General features: G+C 75.0%; 16 protein-coding genes. 9 read left to right on the forward strand and 7 right to left on the reverse strand.

The window, feature by feature from the left end; genetic code table 11:
- Positions 1 to 244: 244 nt before the first annotated feature.
- The gene (locus tag NRO40_RS10155) at positions 245 to 1084 is read left to right on the forward strand and encodes an endonuclease I family protein (RefSeq protein WP_058942104.1); all 840 of its coding nucleotides are present in this window, start codon (positions 245 to 247) and stop codon (positions 1082 to 1084) included.
- A 149-nt stretch (positions 1085 to 1233) separates the two neighbouring features.
- On the opposite strand, the gene NRO40_RS10160 is transcribed toward NRO40_RS10155, so the two are convergent.
- Entirely contained in the window at positions 1234 to 2955 is a 1722-nt protein-coding gene (locus NRO40_RS10160) for a thiamine pyrophosphate-binding protein (RefSeq protein ID WP_058942103.1), read from the reverse strand.
- A gap of 86 nt (positions 2956 to 3041) precedes the next feature.
- Positions 3042 to 4022, reverse strand: a complete 981-nt coding sequence (gene speB, locus NRO40_RS10165) for an agmatinase (protein ID WP_058942102.1) — start codon at positions 4020 to 4022, stop codon at positions 3042 to 3044.
- Positions 4023 to 4154: 132 nt separating this feature from the next.
- Here speB and NRO40_RS10170 point away from each other — a divergent pair, with 132 nt between their 5' ends.
- Positions 4155 to 5858 carry a helix-turn-helix domain-containing protein gene (locus NRO40_RS10170; protein ID WP_058942101.1) on the forward strand — a complete coding sequence of 568 codons (1704 nt, stop codon included), beginning with the start codon at positions 4155 to 4157 and terminating at the stop codon, positions 5856 to 5858.
- A gap of 226 nt (positions 5859 to 6084) precedes the next feature.
- On the opposite strand, the gene NRO40_RS10175 is transcribed toward NRO40_RS10170, so the two are convergent.
- From NRO40_RS10175 to NRO40_RS10185, 3 genes are all read right to left on the reverse strand, one after another.
- On the reverse strand, positions 6085 to 6261 hold the full coding sequence (locus tag NRO40_RS10175; RefSeq protein ID WP_232791061.1) for a hypothetical protein: 177 nt from the start codon (positions 6259 to 6261) through the stop codon (positions 6085 to 6087).
- Positions 6262 to 6275: 14 nt separating this feature from the next.
- Entirely contained in the window at positions 6276 to 6404 is a 129-nt protein-coding gene (locus NRO40_RS10180) for a hypothetical protein (protein ID WP_257375383.1), read from the reverse strand.
- Positions 6405 to 6631: 227 nt separating this feature from the next.
- Positions 6632 to 7237, reverse strand: a complete 606-nt coding sequence (locus tag NRO40_RS10185; RefSeq protein ID WP_058942100.1) for a hypothetical protein — start codon at positions 7235 to 7237, stop codon at positions 6632 to 6634.
- Between the two features lie 166 nt (positions 7238 to 7403).
- On the opposite strand from NRO40_RS10185, the gene NRO40_RS10190 reads away from it, so the two are divergent.
- The 5 genes from NRO40_RS10190 to NRO40_RS10210 all read left to right on the forward strand — a co-directional run bounded on the left by NRO40_RS10190 (position 7404) and on the right by NRO40_RS10210 (position 11487).
- Entirely contained in the window at positions 7404 to 8615 is a 1212-nt protein-coding gene (locus NRO40_RS10190; RefSeq protein WP_058942099.1) for a helix-turn-helix domain-containing protein, read from the forward strand.
- A gap of 104 nt (positions 8616 to 8719) precedes the next feature.
- Positions 8720 to 9877, forward strand: coding sequence for an acyl-CoA dehydrogenase family protein (locus NRO40_RS10195; protein WP_058942098.1), 1158 nt, complete (start codon positions 8720 to 8722; stop codon positions 9875 to 9877).
- 5 nt (positions 9878 to 9882) lie between these two features.
- Complete coding sequence (locus tag NRO40_RS10200) at positions 9883 to 10767, forward strand: acyl-CoA thioesterase (protein WP_058942097.1); 885 nt, start codon at positions 9883 to 9885, stop codon at positions 10765 to 10767.
- A gap of 91 nt (positions 10768 to 10858) precedes the next feature.
- Positions 10859 to 11068, forward strand: coding sequence for a type II toxin-antitoxin system VapB family antitoxin (locus NRO40_RS10205; protein ID WP_058942096.1), 210 nt, complete (start codon positions 10859 to 10861; stop codon positions 11066 to 11068).
- The gene (locus NRO40_RS10210; RefSeq protein ID WP_058942095.1) at positions 11065 to 11487 is read left to right on the forward strand and encodes a PIN domain nuclease; all 423 of its coding nucleotides are present in this window, start codon (positions 11065 to 11067) and stop codon (positions 11485 to 11487) included. Before NRO40_RS10205 ends, NRO40_RS10210 begins: the two co-directional genes overlap by 4 nt.
- Before the next feature lie 46 nt (positions 11488 to 11533).
- On the opposite strand, the gene NRO40_RS10215 is transcribed toward NRO40_RS10210, so the two are convergent.
- Positions 11534 to 12313 (reverse strand): phosphatase, encoded by a 780-nt coding sequence (locus NRO40_RS10215; protein ID WP_058942094.1) that lies wholly within the window; start codon positions 12311 to 12313, stop codon positions 11534 to 11536.
- Positions 12314 to 12533: 220 nt separating this feature from the next.
- Here NRO40_RS10215 and NRO40_RS10220 point away from each other — a divergent pair, with 220 nt between their 5' ends.
- Positions 12534 to 13049 (forward strand): lamin tail domain-containing protein, encoded by a 516-nt coding sequence (locus NRO40_RS10220; RefSeq protein WP_058942093.1) that lies wholly within the window; start codon positions 12534 to 12536, stop codon positions 13047 to 13049.
- Positions 13050 to 13615: 566 nt separating this feature from the next.
- Here NRO40_RS10220 and NRO40_RS10225 read toward each other — a convergent pair.
- Complete coding sequence (locus NRO40_RS10225) at positions 13616 to 14212, reverse strand: SACE_7040 family transcriptional regulator (RefSeq protein WP_058942092.1); 597 nt, start codon at positions 14210 to 14212, stop codon at positions 13616 to 13618.
- Between the two features lie 96 nt (positions 14213 to 14308).
- On the opposite strand from NRO40_RS10225, the gene NRO40_RS10230 reads away from it, so the two are divergent.
- Entirely contained in the window at positions 14309 to 15925 is a 1617-nt protein-coding gene (locus tag NRO40_RS10230) for a carboxyl transferase domain-containing protein (RefSeq protein WP_058942091.1), read from the forward strand.
- Positions 15926 to 15930 lie beyond the last annotated feature (5 nt).

The following is a 15930-nucleotide window of genomic DNA, read 5'->3' on the forward strand; positions in this document are numbered from 1 at the left end:
GTCGGCACGGGTGGTCCGCCGTGTGCCCGCGGGCGGTCCGTCCTGTCCCCCGCTTTCCCGGTACGGGGCGGTTTTCGGCCATTGCGACACGTCCATGACAAAGACACAGGACCGTCGCACGACGTTCACGCACAGGTAGCCATGTCCATGGCACTCTCCCCTCACCGCACCCGTCAACCCGCGTAGAACGCGCTCGACGTCCACCCCGTTCCCCCGTGACCCCACCTCGGGAAAGGACTCCCCCATGCCGTCTTCCCCGGCCGGAAACACCCGGCGCTGGACGGTCCCCGTCCTGGCCGCCGCCCTCCTCACCGGGATGGTCGTGCCCGGCGCCACGGCGGCCACGGCCCCGCGGCCCGCCCCGGCCACGGCCGGCGCGACCGCCACCGTCACCGCGTACGACGACACCTACTACGCGAACGCCGCCGGGAAGACCGGCGCGAGCCTGAAGACCGCCCTGCACGGGATCATCCGCGACCAGACGAAGATCTCGTACTCGACCGTCTGGACCGCCCTGAAGCAGACGGACGAGGACCCGGCCAACAGCGCCAACGTCCGCCTCCTCTACAGCGGCGCCTCCCGCAGCAAGGCCCTCAACGGAGGAGACGTCGGCGACTGGAACCGCGAGCACGTGTGGGCGCAGTCCCACGGCGACTTCGGCACCTCCGCCGGCCCCGGCACGGACCTGCACCACCTGCGCCCCGCCGACGTCCAGGTCAACGCCATCCGCGGCAACAAGGACTTCGACCTCGGCGGCAGCCCCGTCAGCGGCGCCCCGGGCAGCTACACGGACGCCGACTCCTTCGAGCCGCGCGCCGCCGACAGGGGCGACGTGGCCCGCATGATCCTGTACATGGCCGTCCGCTACGAGGGCACCGACGGCTGGCCCGACCTGGAGCCCAACGACACCGTCACCAACGGCAGCGCCCCGTACCACGGGCGGCTCTCGGTGCTGAAGCGGTGGAACGACGAGGACCCGCCGGACGCGTTCGAGCGCAAGCGCAACGAGATCATCTACAGCACCTACCAGCGCAACCGGAACCCGTTCATCGACCACCCGGAGTGGGTCGAGGCGATCTGGTGAGTCCGTGCGCGGGCACCGGCCCGCGCACGGACACGCCGACGCGGCGGGGTACGGGAGGGCGACGCGCCTCCCGTACCCCGCCGCGGTGCGTCCGGGTCCCGCCGCGGTGCGGCCGGGCCGGTCCGGCCCCGCCGCAGCGCCTCGGCGCCTCAGCGCCCGCCCGCCGCCGCGTCGTCCCCGTCGTCCCCGCCGAGGTGCGTCGGGGCGAACATCCGCAGTACCGCCGGGAGGACGACCACCGACGGGCCCGGGGTGGCGAGCGCCGCGGCCAGGTCGCCCTCCAGCGCCTGCGGCGTCGTGCGGACCGCCGGCACGCCGAAGGACTCGGCGAGGGCGACGAAGTCCGGGCGGGTCAGCTCGGTCCCGGTGGCCGCGCCGAAGGCGTCCGTCATGTACTCCCGCAGGACGCCGTAGCCGCCGTCGTCGACGATCAGCCACGTCACCGGCAGGTCGTGCTGGCGCGCCGTGGCGAGCTCGGCGATCGAGTACAGGGCGCCGCCGTCGCCGGAGACCGCCAGCACCGGCCGGCCGCGGTCCGCCACGGCGGCGCCGAGGGCGGCGGGGTAGGCGTAGCCGAGGCCGCCCGCGCCCTGCGCGGAGTGCATGGTGCCGGGGCGCCGGGGGTCGAAGGCCGACCAGGCCCAGTAGGCGAGGATCGTCATGTCCCAGAAGCTGGGCGACGCGTCCGGCAGGGCGCGGCGGACGGCCGCGAGGACGCCCTGCTCCAGGTCGAGGCCCTGCGCGTCGATCCGGCTCCGCACCTTCCCCAGCAGGGTGCGGACGCGCTCCTCGGCGGTCGGGTCGTGGCGCTCCCCCACCGTCTCCAGCAGCGCCGACAGGGCCGGGCGGGCGTCGGCGTGGATCCCGAGGGCCGGGTGGTTGGACTCCAGCTTGCCGAGGTCGGCCTCGATCTGCACGACCCGGCCGCGGGGCCGGAAGGTGTGGTAGTTCGAGGAGAGTTCGCCGAGGCCGGAGCCGACGACCAGCAGGACGTCGGCGTCCTCCAGGAAGTCCGTGGTGTGCCGGTCCTCCAGCCAGGACCGCAGGGACAGCGGGTGCTCCCAGGGGAAGGCGCCCTTGCCGCCGAAGGTCGTCACGACGGGCGCCGACAGGCGCTCGGCCAGCGCGCGCAGCTTGCCCGAGGCGTCCGCCCGCACGACTCCGCCACCGGCGATGATCACCGGACGTGCGGCGCGGGTGAGGAGGTCGGCGGCGACGGCCGTCAGCTCCGGGCGCGGCACGAGGTCGCGGGGGGTGGCGTCGACGGCGGTCACCACGGGCAGGCGGGCCGGGGCCGTCAGCACGTCCTGCGGGATCTCCACCCACACGGGGCCGTGCGGGGCGGTCAGGGCGGACTCCCAGGCGGCGGCCACGGCCGAGGGGATCTGGGAAGCCGTGCGGACGGGGTGGACGGACTTCACGACGTCCCGGAAGGACGCCTGCTGGTCGCGCAGCTCGTGCAGGTAACCGTGGCGGCCGCCGCCGAGGCCGCGCACCGGGACCTGGGCGCCGATGGCGACCACGGGGGCCCCGGCCGCGGCGGCCTCCTGGAGGGCGGGCAGGGCCATGAGCGCGCCCGGTCCGGCCGACAGCAGCAGCGGCGCCGCCTCGCCGGTGACGCGGCCGTAGGCGTCGGCGGCGAACCCGGCGTTGTTCTCGACGCGCAGGCCCACGTACTCCAGGTCGGAGCGGCGCAGCGCGTCGAACATGCCGAGCGCGTGCTGGCCGGGCAGGCCGAAGACGGTGGTCGCGCCGAGGCCGCGCAGGGTCTCGACGACCAGGTCGCCGCCGATCCGCCCCGGCGGGGGGTCGAGCGCGGCGGCGGTCTGCGCGGCGGTGGGGCGCGGTACCGCGTCGTGGTCGTGGGTCATCCGGTCTCCGGGCTCGGTGCGGGGTCGCGACGGCGGGCCGGTGCGCGACGGCGGGCCGGTGCGGGCCGGCCCGCCGTCTTCGGAGACTACTGCGCGTCCGCCGTACGGGCCGCGGCGATCTGCCGGGACATGATCGTGGTCAGCTCGTACGCGGTGTGCGACGCGGCGACCGAGGTGATCTCGGCGTGGTCGTACGCCGGGGCGACCTCGACGACGTCGGCCGAGACGAGGTTGCAGGACGCGAGGCCGCGCAGGATCTCCAGCAGCTCGCGGGAGGTCATGCCGCCCGCCTCGGGGGTGCCGGTGCCGGGGGCGTGGGCCGGGTCGAGGCAGTCGATGTCGATGGAGATGTACAGCGGGCGGTCGCCGATGCGCTGGCGCAGCTGGTCGGCCACCTCGTCGGCGCCGCGGCGGTAGACGTCCGCGGAGGTGACGATGCCGAAGCCCATCTTCTCGTCGTCGGTCAGGTCCTGCTTGCCGTAGAGGGGGCCGCGGGTGCCGACGTGGGAGAGCGCCTCGGTGTCGAGGATGCCCTCCTCGACGGCCCGGCGGAACGGGGTGCCGTGGGTGTACTCGGCGCCGAAGTAGGTGTCCCAGGTGTCGAGGTGGGCGTCGAAGTGGAGCAGGGCGACCGGGCCGTGCTTCTTCGCGACCGAACGCAGCAGCGGCAGGGCGATGGTGTGGTCGCCGCCGAGCGTCATCAGGCGGGCGCCGGTGCCGAGGAGGTCGTCGGCGGCGGCCTCGACCGTCTCGACGGCCTCGTTGATGTTGAACGGGTTGACGGCGATGTCGCCGCCGTCGGCGACCTGCGCGAGGGCGAAGGGGGAGGCGTCCTGCGCCGGGTTGTACGGGCGCAGGAGGCGGGAGGCCTCGCGGATGGCGTTGCCGCCGAAGCGGGCGCCGGGGCGGTAGGAGACGCCGGAGTCGAAGGGCACGCCGACGACGGCGACGTCGGCCGTGCCGACCTCGTCCAGCCGCGGCAGCCGGGCGAAGGTCGCCGGGCCGGCGTAGCGCGGGACGCGGGAGGAGTCGATGGGGCCGCGGGGCGTGCCGTTGGTGCTGCTCATGTGGGGTGCCTTCTTTCCTGCGCTCGCGCCGCCCGTCACACGGCGCCCATGGGAACGACGGTACGGGCGCCGCCAGACCGACAGAAGTGTACGTTTCCTCCATCGGAGTGTCCCGGAGTGGAGGAAACGTCCATGGTGGAGCCGTTGGTGCCGTTCGCGCCGCCGGTCCGGTTGGCGGCGCTGCTGGACCGGGGGGAGCTGGGGCTGCGGCTGGTCTCCGGGGATTCGGCCGCCGAGCTGCACTGGGTGCACACCTCGGAGATGGCCGATCCGTACCCGTACCTGCTCGGCGGCGAGCTGCTGCTCACGGCGGGCGTGCAGCTCGACGACCCGGAGCACTTCGTGGCGCGGGCCGCGGAGGCGGGCGCGGCGGCGCTGGGCTTCGGGGTGACGCCCGTGTACGACACGGTGCCGCGTGCCCTGGTCGAGGCGTGCGGGCGGCACGGGCTGCCGCTGGTGGAGGTGGAGCCGGGGACGACGTTCGCGGCGGTGGCCCGGGCGGTGTGGCGGCTGATGGCGGACGCCCGCCATCACGAGCTGCGCCGGGTGGCGGACGCCCAGCGCGCGCTGGCCGCGGCGGCGGCGCGCCCGGCCCCCGTACCGGCGGTGCTGCGGGTCCTGGCCGCGCACCTGGACGGTCGGGCCGCGCTGTACGCGCCGGACGGAGCCGAGTACGCGGCGGCCGGACGGGCGCTCACGGCGCGCGAGGCGGCGGCGGTGGACCGGCTGGTGCGCGTCGTGACCGGCGGGACGAGCGGGTCTGGCGGGGCAAGCGGGAGCGGCGGGGGCAGCGGGGCCGACGGGGCGGGCGAGTTGCCGGGAGCCACCGGGGCAGCCGAGGCAGTCGAGCCCAAGGCGCCGACAGGGACAACCGGGATCACGGGGGCGGTGAAGGCGACCGGGACCGCCCGATCGGCAGGGACCGCCGCAGCGACGGCGGCGGCCGGGGAGGCGCGCCGGCCGGCCTCGGCGGCGGAGGGGCCGGACGCGCCCGGCGGGGCGCGGCTCGTGGCGTACGGGCTGGGGACCGGGCGGGAGGGGCTGACGCTCGCCCTCGCCATGGCCCGGCACGAGGAGGCGGACCGGCGGATCGCCGAGACCGCGATGGTGCTGCTCTCCCTGCTGACCGCCCCGCACCAGGGCGCCGGCGAGGCCGCCCGGTCGGCGGCGCTGGTACGACTGCTGCTGGGCGCCGACCCCGCCGACGTGGCGCCGTCGCTGGGCGCGGCGCCGTGGACGGTGGTGCACGCCCGGTCCACCGACCCGCAGGCCCCGCCGCCGGCCCTGGGCAGCCCCCTGGTGGACGGCGGCCCGGACGGCGACCCCGACGTCTCCGCTTCCGCCGGCCCGGCGGCGCGGGCGCGGACCGTGCGGGTGCTGCTGCCGGCCGGGCGGGAGGTGGCGCCGTACCCGGGGTGGACGCTGGGGGTGAGCGCCCCGGCCGCGCCGGCGGAGCTGGCGGCGGCGGACGCGCAGGCGGCCCGCGCGCTGCGCCGGGCCGAGGCCACGCACCGGCCGCTGGCCCGCCACCGCGCGGGCGGCTTCGCCGCGCTGGTCGACGACGAGGAGGCCGCGGCCCACGCCCGCACGCTGCTGGGCCCGCTGCTGGACGCCCCCGTCCTGGTGGAGACGCTGCGGGTGTGGCTGTCGCTGCACGGCGGCTGGGACCGCACCGCGGCGGCGCTGGGCGTGCACCGCAACACCGTCCGCCAACGCGTCGCCCGCTGCGCGGCGCTGCTCGACACGGACCTGGAGGACCCGGACGTACGGATGGAGCTCTGGTTCGCCCTGCGGGCGGCGGGGCCCCCGGAGGCAGGCCGGCCCCCCACGGACTGACAGGCCCCCCACGCACCACACGCCCGTGCCCCGCACGCCCCCACGCCGCACGCCCCCACTCGGACGTGCCTACGCGAACGTACCTGCGCGGTGCGGGAGTCTCCGGCCGCTTCCGTACGGGAGTCGCCGGCGGCGACCGTGCGGGCGGTCACCGGAGGACGCCGCTACGCCTGCCCTCGTCGAGCAGGGCCCGCACGAGGGCGGACTTCGCTCCCGGCGCCACGCATCAGAGGGGCGCGGCGGCGTCGTCCCTGAGGAGCTCGACGCCGTGGCAGGCCATGACGAGACTCGCCACCGCCCGCGGCCGCACCCCGGTCACCTCGCTCCACGCCACGGAGCCGCCTATCCGGCCGAACCGGTCGGTGACGGCCACTCCGTCCGCGCACAGGTAGCACCTGTTCACGCCGAGCCGGGCGGTCAGCCGGCGCCATCGAACTTCGGGGCGTACACCGCGGCCACCACGGCGGTCGCGACGGCGGCGTTCCCCTCGGCCGCGGACGGGTTGACGACGGTGGTGACGAGCAGGGCGCCCCACAAGAGCAGCAAAAACCCCCAGCACCTGCGCCATGGCGCCCAGCGCCGGATTGACGACGGCGCGGTCGCCGCGCACCGCACCTGGCCTCAGGCCGGCCACTCTGTTCCCCTGACGCCCCCTCGGGCAGCATGCCGGGCCCTCTTCGCCGCCGGCGCAGTGGGCGGGCACGACAGCGGCGCGCCCGGGTTCCGGCCGCGCCGCTGTGGAGCTGTGGTCAGCCCTCGGGGGAGCCCCCGGGTCAGTGGAGCTTGTTGACGGCGGTCTTCGTGGTGGTGCCGAAGGCGGTCAGCGGGGCGTCCTTGAAGTCGCCCATCTGGCCCCAGCGGACGAGGGTGACGGTGCGGCCGTCGCGGCCGACGGAGAACAGGTGGATGTCGCTGATGCCGATCTGCGGGTCGGCGGTGTCCAGGCTGTAGACCCAGGCGCCCTCCTCCACGGCGAGCTTGCCGTGGGAGGCGCTGACGGCCTTCAGGCCCGGGTTCTGCTTCTCGAGGAGGGGGCCGCAGCCGGCGAGGGACTTGCGGAGGGTGTCGACCAGCTTCACGGCGTCGGCCTCGGTGGGGGCGACGGTGGTGACCTGGACGCCGTTGGTGTCGAGCTCGGTGCTGAACTCGCGGTAGCGGGTGTTCTGCGCCGGGATCTTGTAGGGGGCGCAGAGGACGCCGCCGTTCTCCGGGACGCCGGTGAAGACCTGGGTGGCGGTCCACGGCGTCGACGACGGCGGCATCTGGGAGGCGGCGAGGAAGGCGGGCTGGGCAGCGGCCTGCGCCGGGGCCGTGGCGAGGGCCGCGAGGCCCAGGGCGGCAGCGGCGGCGGTGGCGAATGCGGTACGGAGCTTGTTCATGGTGGTGATCCCCCGTCGGGTCGTTCGTTCGGTCAGTGCTCAACCAGCGTGGGGCCGGCGCCCGCCGTCTGCAACGATCACGCGCCCACCATCCGTCCCGGAACCATTCCACCCCCGCTGACGTGCAAGGACGTGAAGGATGGGACGCAGGGTCGAGGGGGATGGAATGCCGAAGGACGCCGCCGTCGAGGAGTTCGCGGGGCTCGTGCGCGTGCTGAAGGCGCGGGACGGGAGGAGTTACGAGGCGCTGGGCCGGCGCCTGAGCGTCAGCGCGTCCACCCTCCACCGCTACTGCTCCGGCGCGACCGTCCCGGAGGAGTTCGCCGTGGTCGACCGCCTCGCCCTGCTGTGCGGGGCGGACGAGGAGGAACGGCGGGCCCTGGAGGCGGCCTGGACGGAGGCGGACCGCGCCCGCCGCCGAACGGCCTCGCCCGTGCCCTCGCCCACGCCTGTGCCGTCCGCGCCGGAATCGGACCCGGAACCGGCCGCGCCGGAACCGAGCCCCACCCCCGCCCCGGACCCGACCACGCCGGATCCGACCGCCCCGGACCCGACCACGCCGGAGGCGCCCCGCGCCCGCCCCCGTCGTGCCGCCCCCGCTCCCCTCCTCGTCGCCGCCGCCGTCGCCCTCGTCGTGCTCGCCCTCGCCGCCGCCCTGCTCGGCCACCCCACCCGTACGGCTTCCGCCCCCGCTCCCGCTTCCACCCCTCCGGGGCGGACCGCAGCCCCCCTCCCCTTCACCTGGACCATCGGTTCCCAGCTCTGGCAGGGCGGCTGCGGGCACACCTACCTCGTGGACCGGGCCCCCCGCGCGGTCGCCCCGCCGCCGGTCGCGGCCGACTCCGGGGCGTGGGCCGGGACGCACGGTGCCGTGCACGGCGGGGAGGCGCTGGTGCGGATCACGCTCCAGGGCCGGTCGCCGTCCGACGCCGTCGTCCTCCAGGCCCTGCACGTGCGCGTGGTCGACCGGGCCGCGCCGCTGCCATGGAACGCGTACCGGATGGACAACGGCTGCGGCGGCGCCGTCACCCCGCGCCACTTCGCCGTGGACCTCGACCGGCCGCGCCCGCTCGCGAGGCCCGTCGACGGCCTTGACGCCTCCGGCGCCGAGGTCCGGACGATCCCGGCCGTCTCCTTCCCGTACAAGGTCACCTCCTCCGACCCCGAGGAGCTGCTCGTCTCCGCCCGGACGGCGGGCTGCGACTGCCGCTGGTACCTGGAGCTGGAATGGAGCGCCGGGGGCCGTTCGGGGACGGCGCGGATCACGGACGGCGGGAAGCCCTTCCGCACGAGCGGGACCCGAGGGAGGCCGGCGTACGTGTACGACTCCGCCGAAGGGCTCTGGATCACAGACACGGAGTCTGGACAGACCGGGTGACCGGTGAGTAACTTCGACTGACACAGGCTGAGCAAGCGCTTAGGCACATGCCGGAGCGTCGGAGCGACCGGCCGGACCAGGACAGGAACCGAAGGAGGCGGCTCGTGCGCCGTACCGTATTCAACGAGGACCACGAGGCGTTCCGGGAGACCATCCGCGCCTTCATCGAGGCCGAGGTCGTCCCCGTCTACGACGAGTGGTTCGCCGCCGGCCAGGCGCCGCGCGACTTCTACTACAAGCTCGGCGAGCTGGGCGTCTTCGGCATCAACGTCCCCGAGGAGTTCGGCGGCGCGGGCCTGGACACGCACAAGTTCGAGGCCGTGCTCTACGAGGAGACGGCCCGCGCGGGCGTCATCTTCGGCGGCTCCGGCGTCCACGTGCTGCTCGCCCTGCCGTACCTCAAGATGCTCGCCACCGACGAGCAGAAGAAGCGGTACCTGCCGAAGTTCGTCTCCGGCGAGGAGATGTGGGCGCTGGCGATGACCGAGCCGGGCACCGGCTCCGACGTCGCGGGCATGAAGACCACCGCCAAGCTCTCCGAGGACGGCACGCACTACGTCCTCAACGGCGCCAAGACGTTCATCACCGGCGGCGTCCACGCCGACCGGGTGATCGTCTGCGCCCGCACCTCGGCCCCCTCCGCCGAGGACCGCCGCTTCGGCATCTCGCTCTTCGCGGTGGACACGAAGTCCGAGGGCTACTCCATCGGCCGCAAGCTGGACAAGCTGGGCCTGCGCACCTCCGACACCGCCGAGCTGGCGTTCGTCGACGTCAAGGTGCCGGTCGAGGACCTGCTTGGCGAGGAGGGCAAGGGCTTCTCCTACCTGGGCCACAACCTGGCCTCCGAGCGCTGGGGCATCGCCTTCGGCTCGTACGCCCAGGCCAAGGCCGCGGTGCGGTTCGCCCAGCGCTACGTCACGGACCGCACGGTCTTCGGCAAGCCGGTCGCGCACTTCCAGAACACCAAGTTCGAGCTGGCCGCCTGCCAGGCCGAGGTCGACGCCGCCGAGGCCGTCGCCGACCGCGCCCTGGAGGCCCTGGACGCGGGCGAGCTGACCCCGGCCGAGGCCGCCAGCGCCAAGCTCTTCTGCACCGAGGTCGCCCACCGCGTCATCGACCGCTGCCTGCAGCTGCACGGCGGCTACGGCTACATGAACGAGTACCCGATCGCCCGCCTGTACGCGGACAACCGCGTCAACCGCATCTACGGCGGAACCAGCGAGATCATGAAGTCGATCATCGCCAAGTCGATGGGCCTGTAACACCGGTGACCGCAAGCGCGCAGCCGCTCGACGACCTGCTCGACCTGCTCGACCTGGAGCGGATCGAGCAGGACATCTTCCGCGGCGAGTCCCGCGCGGCGATCGTCCCGCGCGTCTTCGGCGGCCAGGTCGCGGCCCAGGCACTGGTCGCGGCCGGCCGCACGGTCCCGGCCGACCGGGCCGCCCACTCCCTGCACGCGTACTTCCTGCGCCCCGGGGACCCGGGCGCGCCCATCGTCTACACCGTGGACCGGATCCGCGACGGCCGCTCGTTCACCACGCGCCGGGTCGTCGCGGTCCAGCACGGCCAGCCGATCTTCCACCTGTCGGCGTCGTTCCAGGTGTACGAGGAGGGGCTGGAGCACCAGGCGGACATGCCGCCCGCGCCGGACCCGGAGACGCTGCCGACGGCCGCCGAGCTCCTCCCCCGGTACGCGGACCTGTTCGTCCACCCGGACGCCATGGACCGCCTCCTGGAGGCGCGTGCGGCGGTCGACCTGCGGTACGTCGAGGAGCCCCCGTACGGCACGGCCGGCGTGCGGCGCGAGCCGCGCTCCCAGGTGTGGTTCCGCACCGTCGGCAAGCTCGCCGACGACCCGCTGCTGCACGTGTGCCTGGCGACGTACGTCTCCGACATGACGCTGCTCGACTCGGTCCTCCTCGCCCACGGGCGGGGAGGCTGGGCGGTCGGCGACGTGGTGGGCGCGTCCCTGGACCACGCGATGTGGTTCCACCGCCCGTTCCGCGCGGACGAGTGGCTCCTGTACGACCAGGAGTCACCCTCCTCGGCGGGCGGCCGGGGCCTGGGCCAGGCCCGCATCTACACCCAGGACGGCCGCCTGGCGGTCACGGTCATCCAGGAGGGCATGATCCGCGTCCCCCGCGACTGACCGGCGGCGTCGCCCGCTCTCCCGCTGACGTTGCCCGCCCCGACGGGGCGGGCATATGCTTCATATGCCGGAGCCATAGGGAGGATATGTCATGTCGAATCTCTACGTCGAGGTCGACGACGACGCCCTGAGCGAGGCCGCGTCGATACTGGGCACGACGACCAAGAAGGACACGGTCAACGCGGCCCTGCTCGAAGTGGCGAAGCGCCGGCGCCGCCTTCGGGCCCTGGAGGAGCTCGCCGCCATGGGTGAGCGCGGGGACTTCGACGTCCTGCTGGACAAGGCCAACTACCGTCGATGAGCCCGGTCACCCACCTGGTCGACACATCGGCCGCCGCCCGGATCCTGACCGACGTGCGCGTCAGGGAGCGCTGGATCGACCACCTCACCGAGGGCGTCGTCGGCATGTGTGAGATCACCGAGCTGGAGATGCTGCACTCGGCGCGCTCCCTCGCCGACCGCCTGGCCAAGCAGGACCTGCTCGCCGAACTCTTCAACTGGTCCCCCGTCCCCGACGGGGTGTACCAGCGGGCAGGCGCCGTGCAGCGGGCGCTCACGGAGCGCGGCGAGCACCGCAGCGCGGGGCCGGTCGACCTGCTGGTCGCCGCCACGGCCGAGCTGTCGGGGCTCACCGTCCTGCACTACGACGCGGACTTCGAGACGGTGGCGCGGGCCACCGGGCAGGCGACGGCGTGGGTGGCGCCCCCGGGCGGCCTGTGACCGGCGGGCCCGACGGTCCGGGCGCGTCGGCGGGGGCCCGGACGGGTCACAGGAGGCCCGCCGCGTTCAGGAGGTACTGCGTCATCGGCTCGTAGAAGCGCGGGTCGACGACGTGGTCGTCGAGGGGGACGGTGACCTGGAGGGTGCCCTCCGCCTCGGCGACGAAGAGCGCCGGGTCGTTGCTGTCGGCGTAGCCGACGGTGTCGATGCCGCGCTGGGCGGCGCGGCCGGCCCAGCCGTGGTCGGCGACGACGAGGTCGGGCAGCGGCTGGTCCATGGCGCGCAGCCCGTCGAGGACGGCGTTCATCGGCTCGGGCGAGTGGGTGTGCCACAGGGTGGCGCCGCGCTCGAAGACGGCGACGTCGGCGAACTGGACGACGCACCCCTCGTCGGCGTGGAGACCGCCCGGGATCCGTACGACGTCGCACCCGGCGGCGCGCAGCGCGGCGGCGGTGCGGCTGTGCACGTCGAGGAGCGCGCCGGGGTGGCCGGTCGCGAAGAGGACGCGTTCGCGGGCGGCGGCGGCCTTGCGCAGGCGGGCCGCCATCCGGTCCAGGGCGTCGACGGTCAGCTCCGGGTCGATGGTGTCCTGCCCGGCGCGGTGGGCGGGGTCGTCGATGACGCCGCACCGCTCGGCCATCACGGCGAGGACGTCCTGCTCGTCGGTCCAGCGGTCGCCCAGCTCCAGACCCAGCCAGTAGTGGCGGTCGCCGTTCGCCAGCTTGCGGTAGTGGGAGAGGTTGTTGTCGCGGGGCGTGGCGACGTCGCCCGCGATGCGCGTGCGGACGAGGTGCTCGACGAGGGCGGGGCGGCTGGGTATCGGCATCCCCCCATTGTGCCGCCCGGCACCGCGCGTGGCCGAGCCGTTCCGCGGCGTGGACGGCCGCGTGTTCCCGGGCCCGTGCCCGGTTGTGCGGAAAACGCCCCGGAACGGCCCTCCGGCCGGGCAGACTGGGCGGCGGCCATCCCCCTCGCCCCCGGGACGCGCGGTCCCGGACGGGCCGGGCCGCCACGCGCCCCGGCACCGCCGCCAGAAAGGCACCTCTTTGCACCGTGCGATACGCGCCGCCGCCCTCGCGACGGCCGCACTCTCCCTCGCCGCCCTGCCGTCGACCGGTCACGCCGCCTCCACGACGGGCTCCCTGATGCTCACGCACGTGCGGCCGAACGCCGCCGGCGCGGACACGAAGGACGGCCGGCAGCTCAACGTCAACGGCGAGTACTTCGTCATCAAGAACGTGACGGCGCGGGCGGTGAACACCGGCGGCTACGTCCCGGACATCACCTCGAACACGTACGGCCGAGCCCTGCCCTCGTACAGCCTGCCGGCGGGCGCGCGGGCCTACGTGCACACCGGCAGCGGCACGAACCACCGGGACAGCGCCGGCTGGCACCACATCTACCGCGGGTACGCCCGGCACGTCCTGCCCAACGAGGCCGGCACGCGCAACCCCGACCTGCGGTTGAAGAAGCCCGGCAGCCGGGACGACAACAGCACGGCCGGCTCCCTGTCCGCGTGTAACTGGGGCTCCGCCCGGGACGCCACCACGTACGCCTGCTGATCGGGACGCGGCACGCGAGGCCGGCCGAGCGGTACCCCCGCCCGGCCGGCCTCCGCCGCGTCCGGGGCGGGGCGGGGCGGGGGGCGGGCCGGGGGCGCGGCGGTCACCCGAGCGTACGTGGGCACGGGCGCGCGTCCGGGCGGCCGTCGCCCCCGCGCAGGCGCCCGGCGTACGCCCCGCAGGCCCGCGCCCGGACACCCGGCGGGTCGGCGCGGGTCCCGTCAGGCGCCCGGCGTACCGGCGGCCGGGCCACGCCCAGTCGCCGACGTCCCGCGGGCGGGACCCGCGCCCAGGCACCCGGCCCGCCCGCGGGGTCCGCCAGGCGCCCGGCCCGCCCAGGGGTCCCGTCAGGCGCCCGGCCTGCCCGCCGGGCCCCGTCACACGCCGGCCACCCCGCGGGATCCCGTCACACGCCGGTCCGCCCAGGGGGTTCCGTAGGCGCCGGCCCGCCGGGCCCCGTCAGGCGCCGGCCACCCCGCGCGGTCCCGTCACGCGCCCGGCGTACCCCCGCGCAGGCCATTGCCCGGGCCCGCGCCCGGACACTCGGCGTGCCCCCGACAGGCCCGTCAGGCGCCCGGCGCGGCGGCCGCGAAGGCGCCCCGGGCGAGGCGGTGCAGCAGGGCGGCCGTGCTGCCGTGGCTGGTGAGGGCGCCGGCGGGGCCGAGGTGCGGGGTGGAGTTGAGCAGGCCGAAGACCGCGTGGACGGCCGCGCGGGCGTCGGGCTCCCCCAGCTCGGGGTAGGTGGCGCGGACGGCATCCACCCACAGCTCCACGTACTGCCGCTGGAGCTGGCGGACCCGCTTGCGGTCGGCGTCCCGGAGGCGGTCCAGCTCGCGGTCGTGCAGAGTGATCAGCGAGCGGTCGTTGAGCGCGAAGTCGATGTGCCCGTCGATGAGCGCGGCGAGCAGCGCGCGGGGGTCGCCGTCGGACTCGGCCACGCGGCGGCGTCCACCGTCGAGGAGGCGCTCGCTGATCCCGACGAGCAGCTCGGCGAGCATGGCGTCCTTGCCGGGGAAGTGCCGGTAGAGCCCGGGGCCGCTGATGCCGACCGCCGCGCCTATCTCGTCGACGCCCACGCCGTGGAAGCCGCGCTCGGCGAAGAGGCGCGCGGCCTCCTTGAGGATCTGCTCGCGGCGGGTCGGGGCGTCGGTCCTGGTGGTCATGGATCGATTCTAGACAACGCGGTTAGCGGTCGTTAACCTGAAGGACACACGTTAACGCTCATTAACGCTCTCGTACGGGCAAGGGGGCTCGACACGATGCAGCAGGCACCTGTGCTGGCCGGCGCGGCGGATCCCGCGTCGCCGGCCTGGCAGGCCAACGAGGCGGCGCACCGGGAGCTCGTCGACGACCTCCGGGCGCGGCTCGCCGCCGCCCGGCTGGGCGGCGGCGAGAAGGCGCGCGCCCGGCACACGGCGCGCGGCAAGCTGCTCCCGCGCGACCGCGTCGACACGCTCCTGGACCCGGGGTCGCCCTTCCTGGAGCTGGCGCCGCTCGCCGCGAACGGCATGTACGGCGACCAGGCGCCCGCCGCAGGGGTGGTGGCGGGGATCGGCCGGGTCTCGGGCCGCGAGGTCGTGGTCGTCGCCAACGACGCCACGGTCAAGGGCGGCACGTACTACCCGATGACCGTCAAGAAGCACCTGCGCGCGCAGGAGGTGGCGCTGGAGAACCGGCTGCCCTGCGTGTACCTGGTCGACTCGGGCGGCGCGTTCCTGCCGATGCAGGACGAGGTCTTCCCCGACCGGGAGCACTTCGGCCGGATCTTCTACAACCAGGCCCGCATGTCGGGCGCCGGGATCCCGCAGATCGCCGCCGTCCTCGGCTCGTGCACGGCCGGCGGGGCGTACGTCCCGGCCATGAGTGACGAGGCCGTCATCGTGCGGAACCAGGGCACGATCTTCCTGGGCGGCCCGCCGCTGGTGAAGGCGGCGACGGGTGAGGTCGTCACCGCCGAGGAGCTGGGCGGCGGCGAGGTCCACTCCCGGACGTCCGGCGTCACCGACCACCTCGCGGAGGACGACGCGCACGCCCTGCGGATCGTGCGGAACATCGTCGCGACGCTCCCCGCGCGCGGGGCGCTGCCCTGGTCGGTGGAGCCGGTCGAGGAGCCGGCGGTCGACCCGGCGGGGCTGTACGGCGCGGTGCCGGTCGACCCGCGGACGCCCTTCGACGTGCGGGAGGTCATCGCCCGGATCGTCGACGGCTCCCGCTTCCAGGAGTTCAAGGCGGAGTACGGGCAGACGCTCGTCACGGGCTTCGCCCGCGTCCATGGGCACCCGGTGGGGATCGTCGCCAACAACGGCATCCTGTTCTCCGAGTCCGCCCAGAAGGGCGCGCACTTCATCGAGCTGTGCGACCAGCGGGGCGTGCCGCTGTTGTTCCTCCAGAACATCTCCGGCTTCATGGTGGGCCGGGACTACGAGGCGGGCGGCATCGCCAAGCACGGCGCGAAGATGGTCACCGCCGTGGCCTGCACGCGCGTGCCGAAGCTGACGGTCGTCGTGGGCGGTTCGTACGGCGCGGGCAACTACTCGATGTGCGGCCGGGCCTACGGTCCCCGCTTCCTGTGGATGTGGCCCAACGCCAAGATCTCCGTGATGGGCGGCGAGCAGGCCGCGTCGGTCCTCGCCACCGTCAAGCGCGACCAGTTGGAGGCGCGCGGCGAGGAGTGGTCGGCGGAGGCGGAGGAGGAGTTCAAGGCCCCCGTCCGCGCCCAGTACGAGCAGCAGGGCAGCGCCTACTACGCGACGGCCCGGCTGTGGGACGACGGGGTCATCGACCCGATGGAGACCCGCCAGGTGCTGGGTCTGGCCCTGACCGCCTGCGCCAACGCCCCGCTGGGTGAGCCCGGCTTCGGCGTCTTCCGGATGTGAGGGAC

The organism is Streptomyces changanensis (assembly GCF_024600715.1).
Lineage (GTDB): Bacteria > Actinomycetota > Actinomycetes > Streptomycetales > Streptomycetaceae > Streptomyces > Streptomyces changanensis.

Excerpts from the sequence above, each read along its gene's own strand:
- NRO40_RS10170 (WP_058942101.1), top strand. The coding sequence starts at position 4,155 with ATGGTGGAGCCGTTGGTGCCGTTCGCGCCGCCGGTCCGGTTGGCGGCG.
- NRO40_RS10190 (WP_058942099.1), top strand. The coding sequence starts at position 7,404 with ATGCCGAAGGACGCCGCCGTCGAGGAGTTCGCGGGGCTCGTGCGCGTG.
- NRO40_RS10225 (WP_058942092.1), bottom strand. The coding sequence starts at position 14,212 with ATGACCACCAGGACCGACGCCCCGACCCGCCGCGAGCAGATCCTCAAG.
- NRO40_RS10185 (WP_058942100.1), bottom strand. The coding sequence starts at position 7,237 with ATGAACAAGCTCCGTACCGCATTCGCCACCGCCGCCGCTGCCGCCCTG.
- speB (WP_058942102.1), bottom strand. The coding sequence starts at position 4,022 with ATGAGCAGCACCAACGGCACGCCCCGCGGCCCCATCGACTCCTCCCGC.
- NRO40_RS10230 (WP_058942091.1), top strand. The coding sequence starts at position 14,309 with ATGCAGCAGGCACCTGTGCTGGCCGGCGCGGCGGATCCCGCGTCGCCG.
- NRO40_RS10210 (WP_058942095.1), top strand. The coding sequence starts at position 11,065 with ATGAGCCCGGTCACCCACCTGGTCGACACATCGGCCGCCGCCCGGATC.
- NRO40_RS10160 (WP_058942103.1), bottom strand. The coding sequence starts at position 2,955 with ATGACCCACGACCACGACGCGGTACCGCGCCCCACCGCCGCGCAGACC.
- NRO40_RS10155 (WP_058942104.1), top strand. The coding sequence starts at position 245 with ATGCCGTCTTCCCCGGCCGGAAACACCCGGCGCTGGACGGTCCCCGTC.
- NRO40_RS10205 (WP_058942096.1), top strand. The coding sequence starts at position 10,859 with ATGTCGAATCTCTACGTCGAGGTCGACGACGACGCCCTGAGCGAGGCC.
- NRO40_RS10215 (WP_058942094.1), bottom strand. The coding sequence starts at position 12,313 with ATGCCGATACCCAGCCGCCCCGCCCTCGTCGAGCACCTCGTCCGCACG.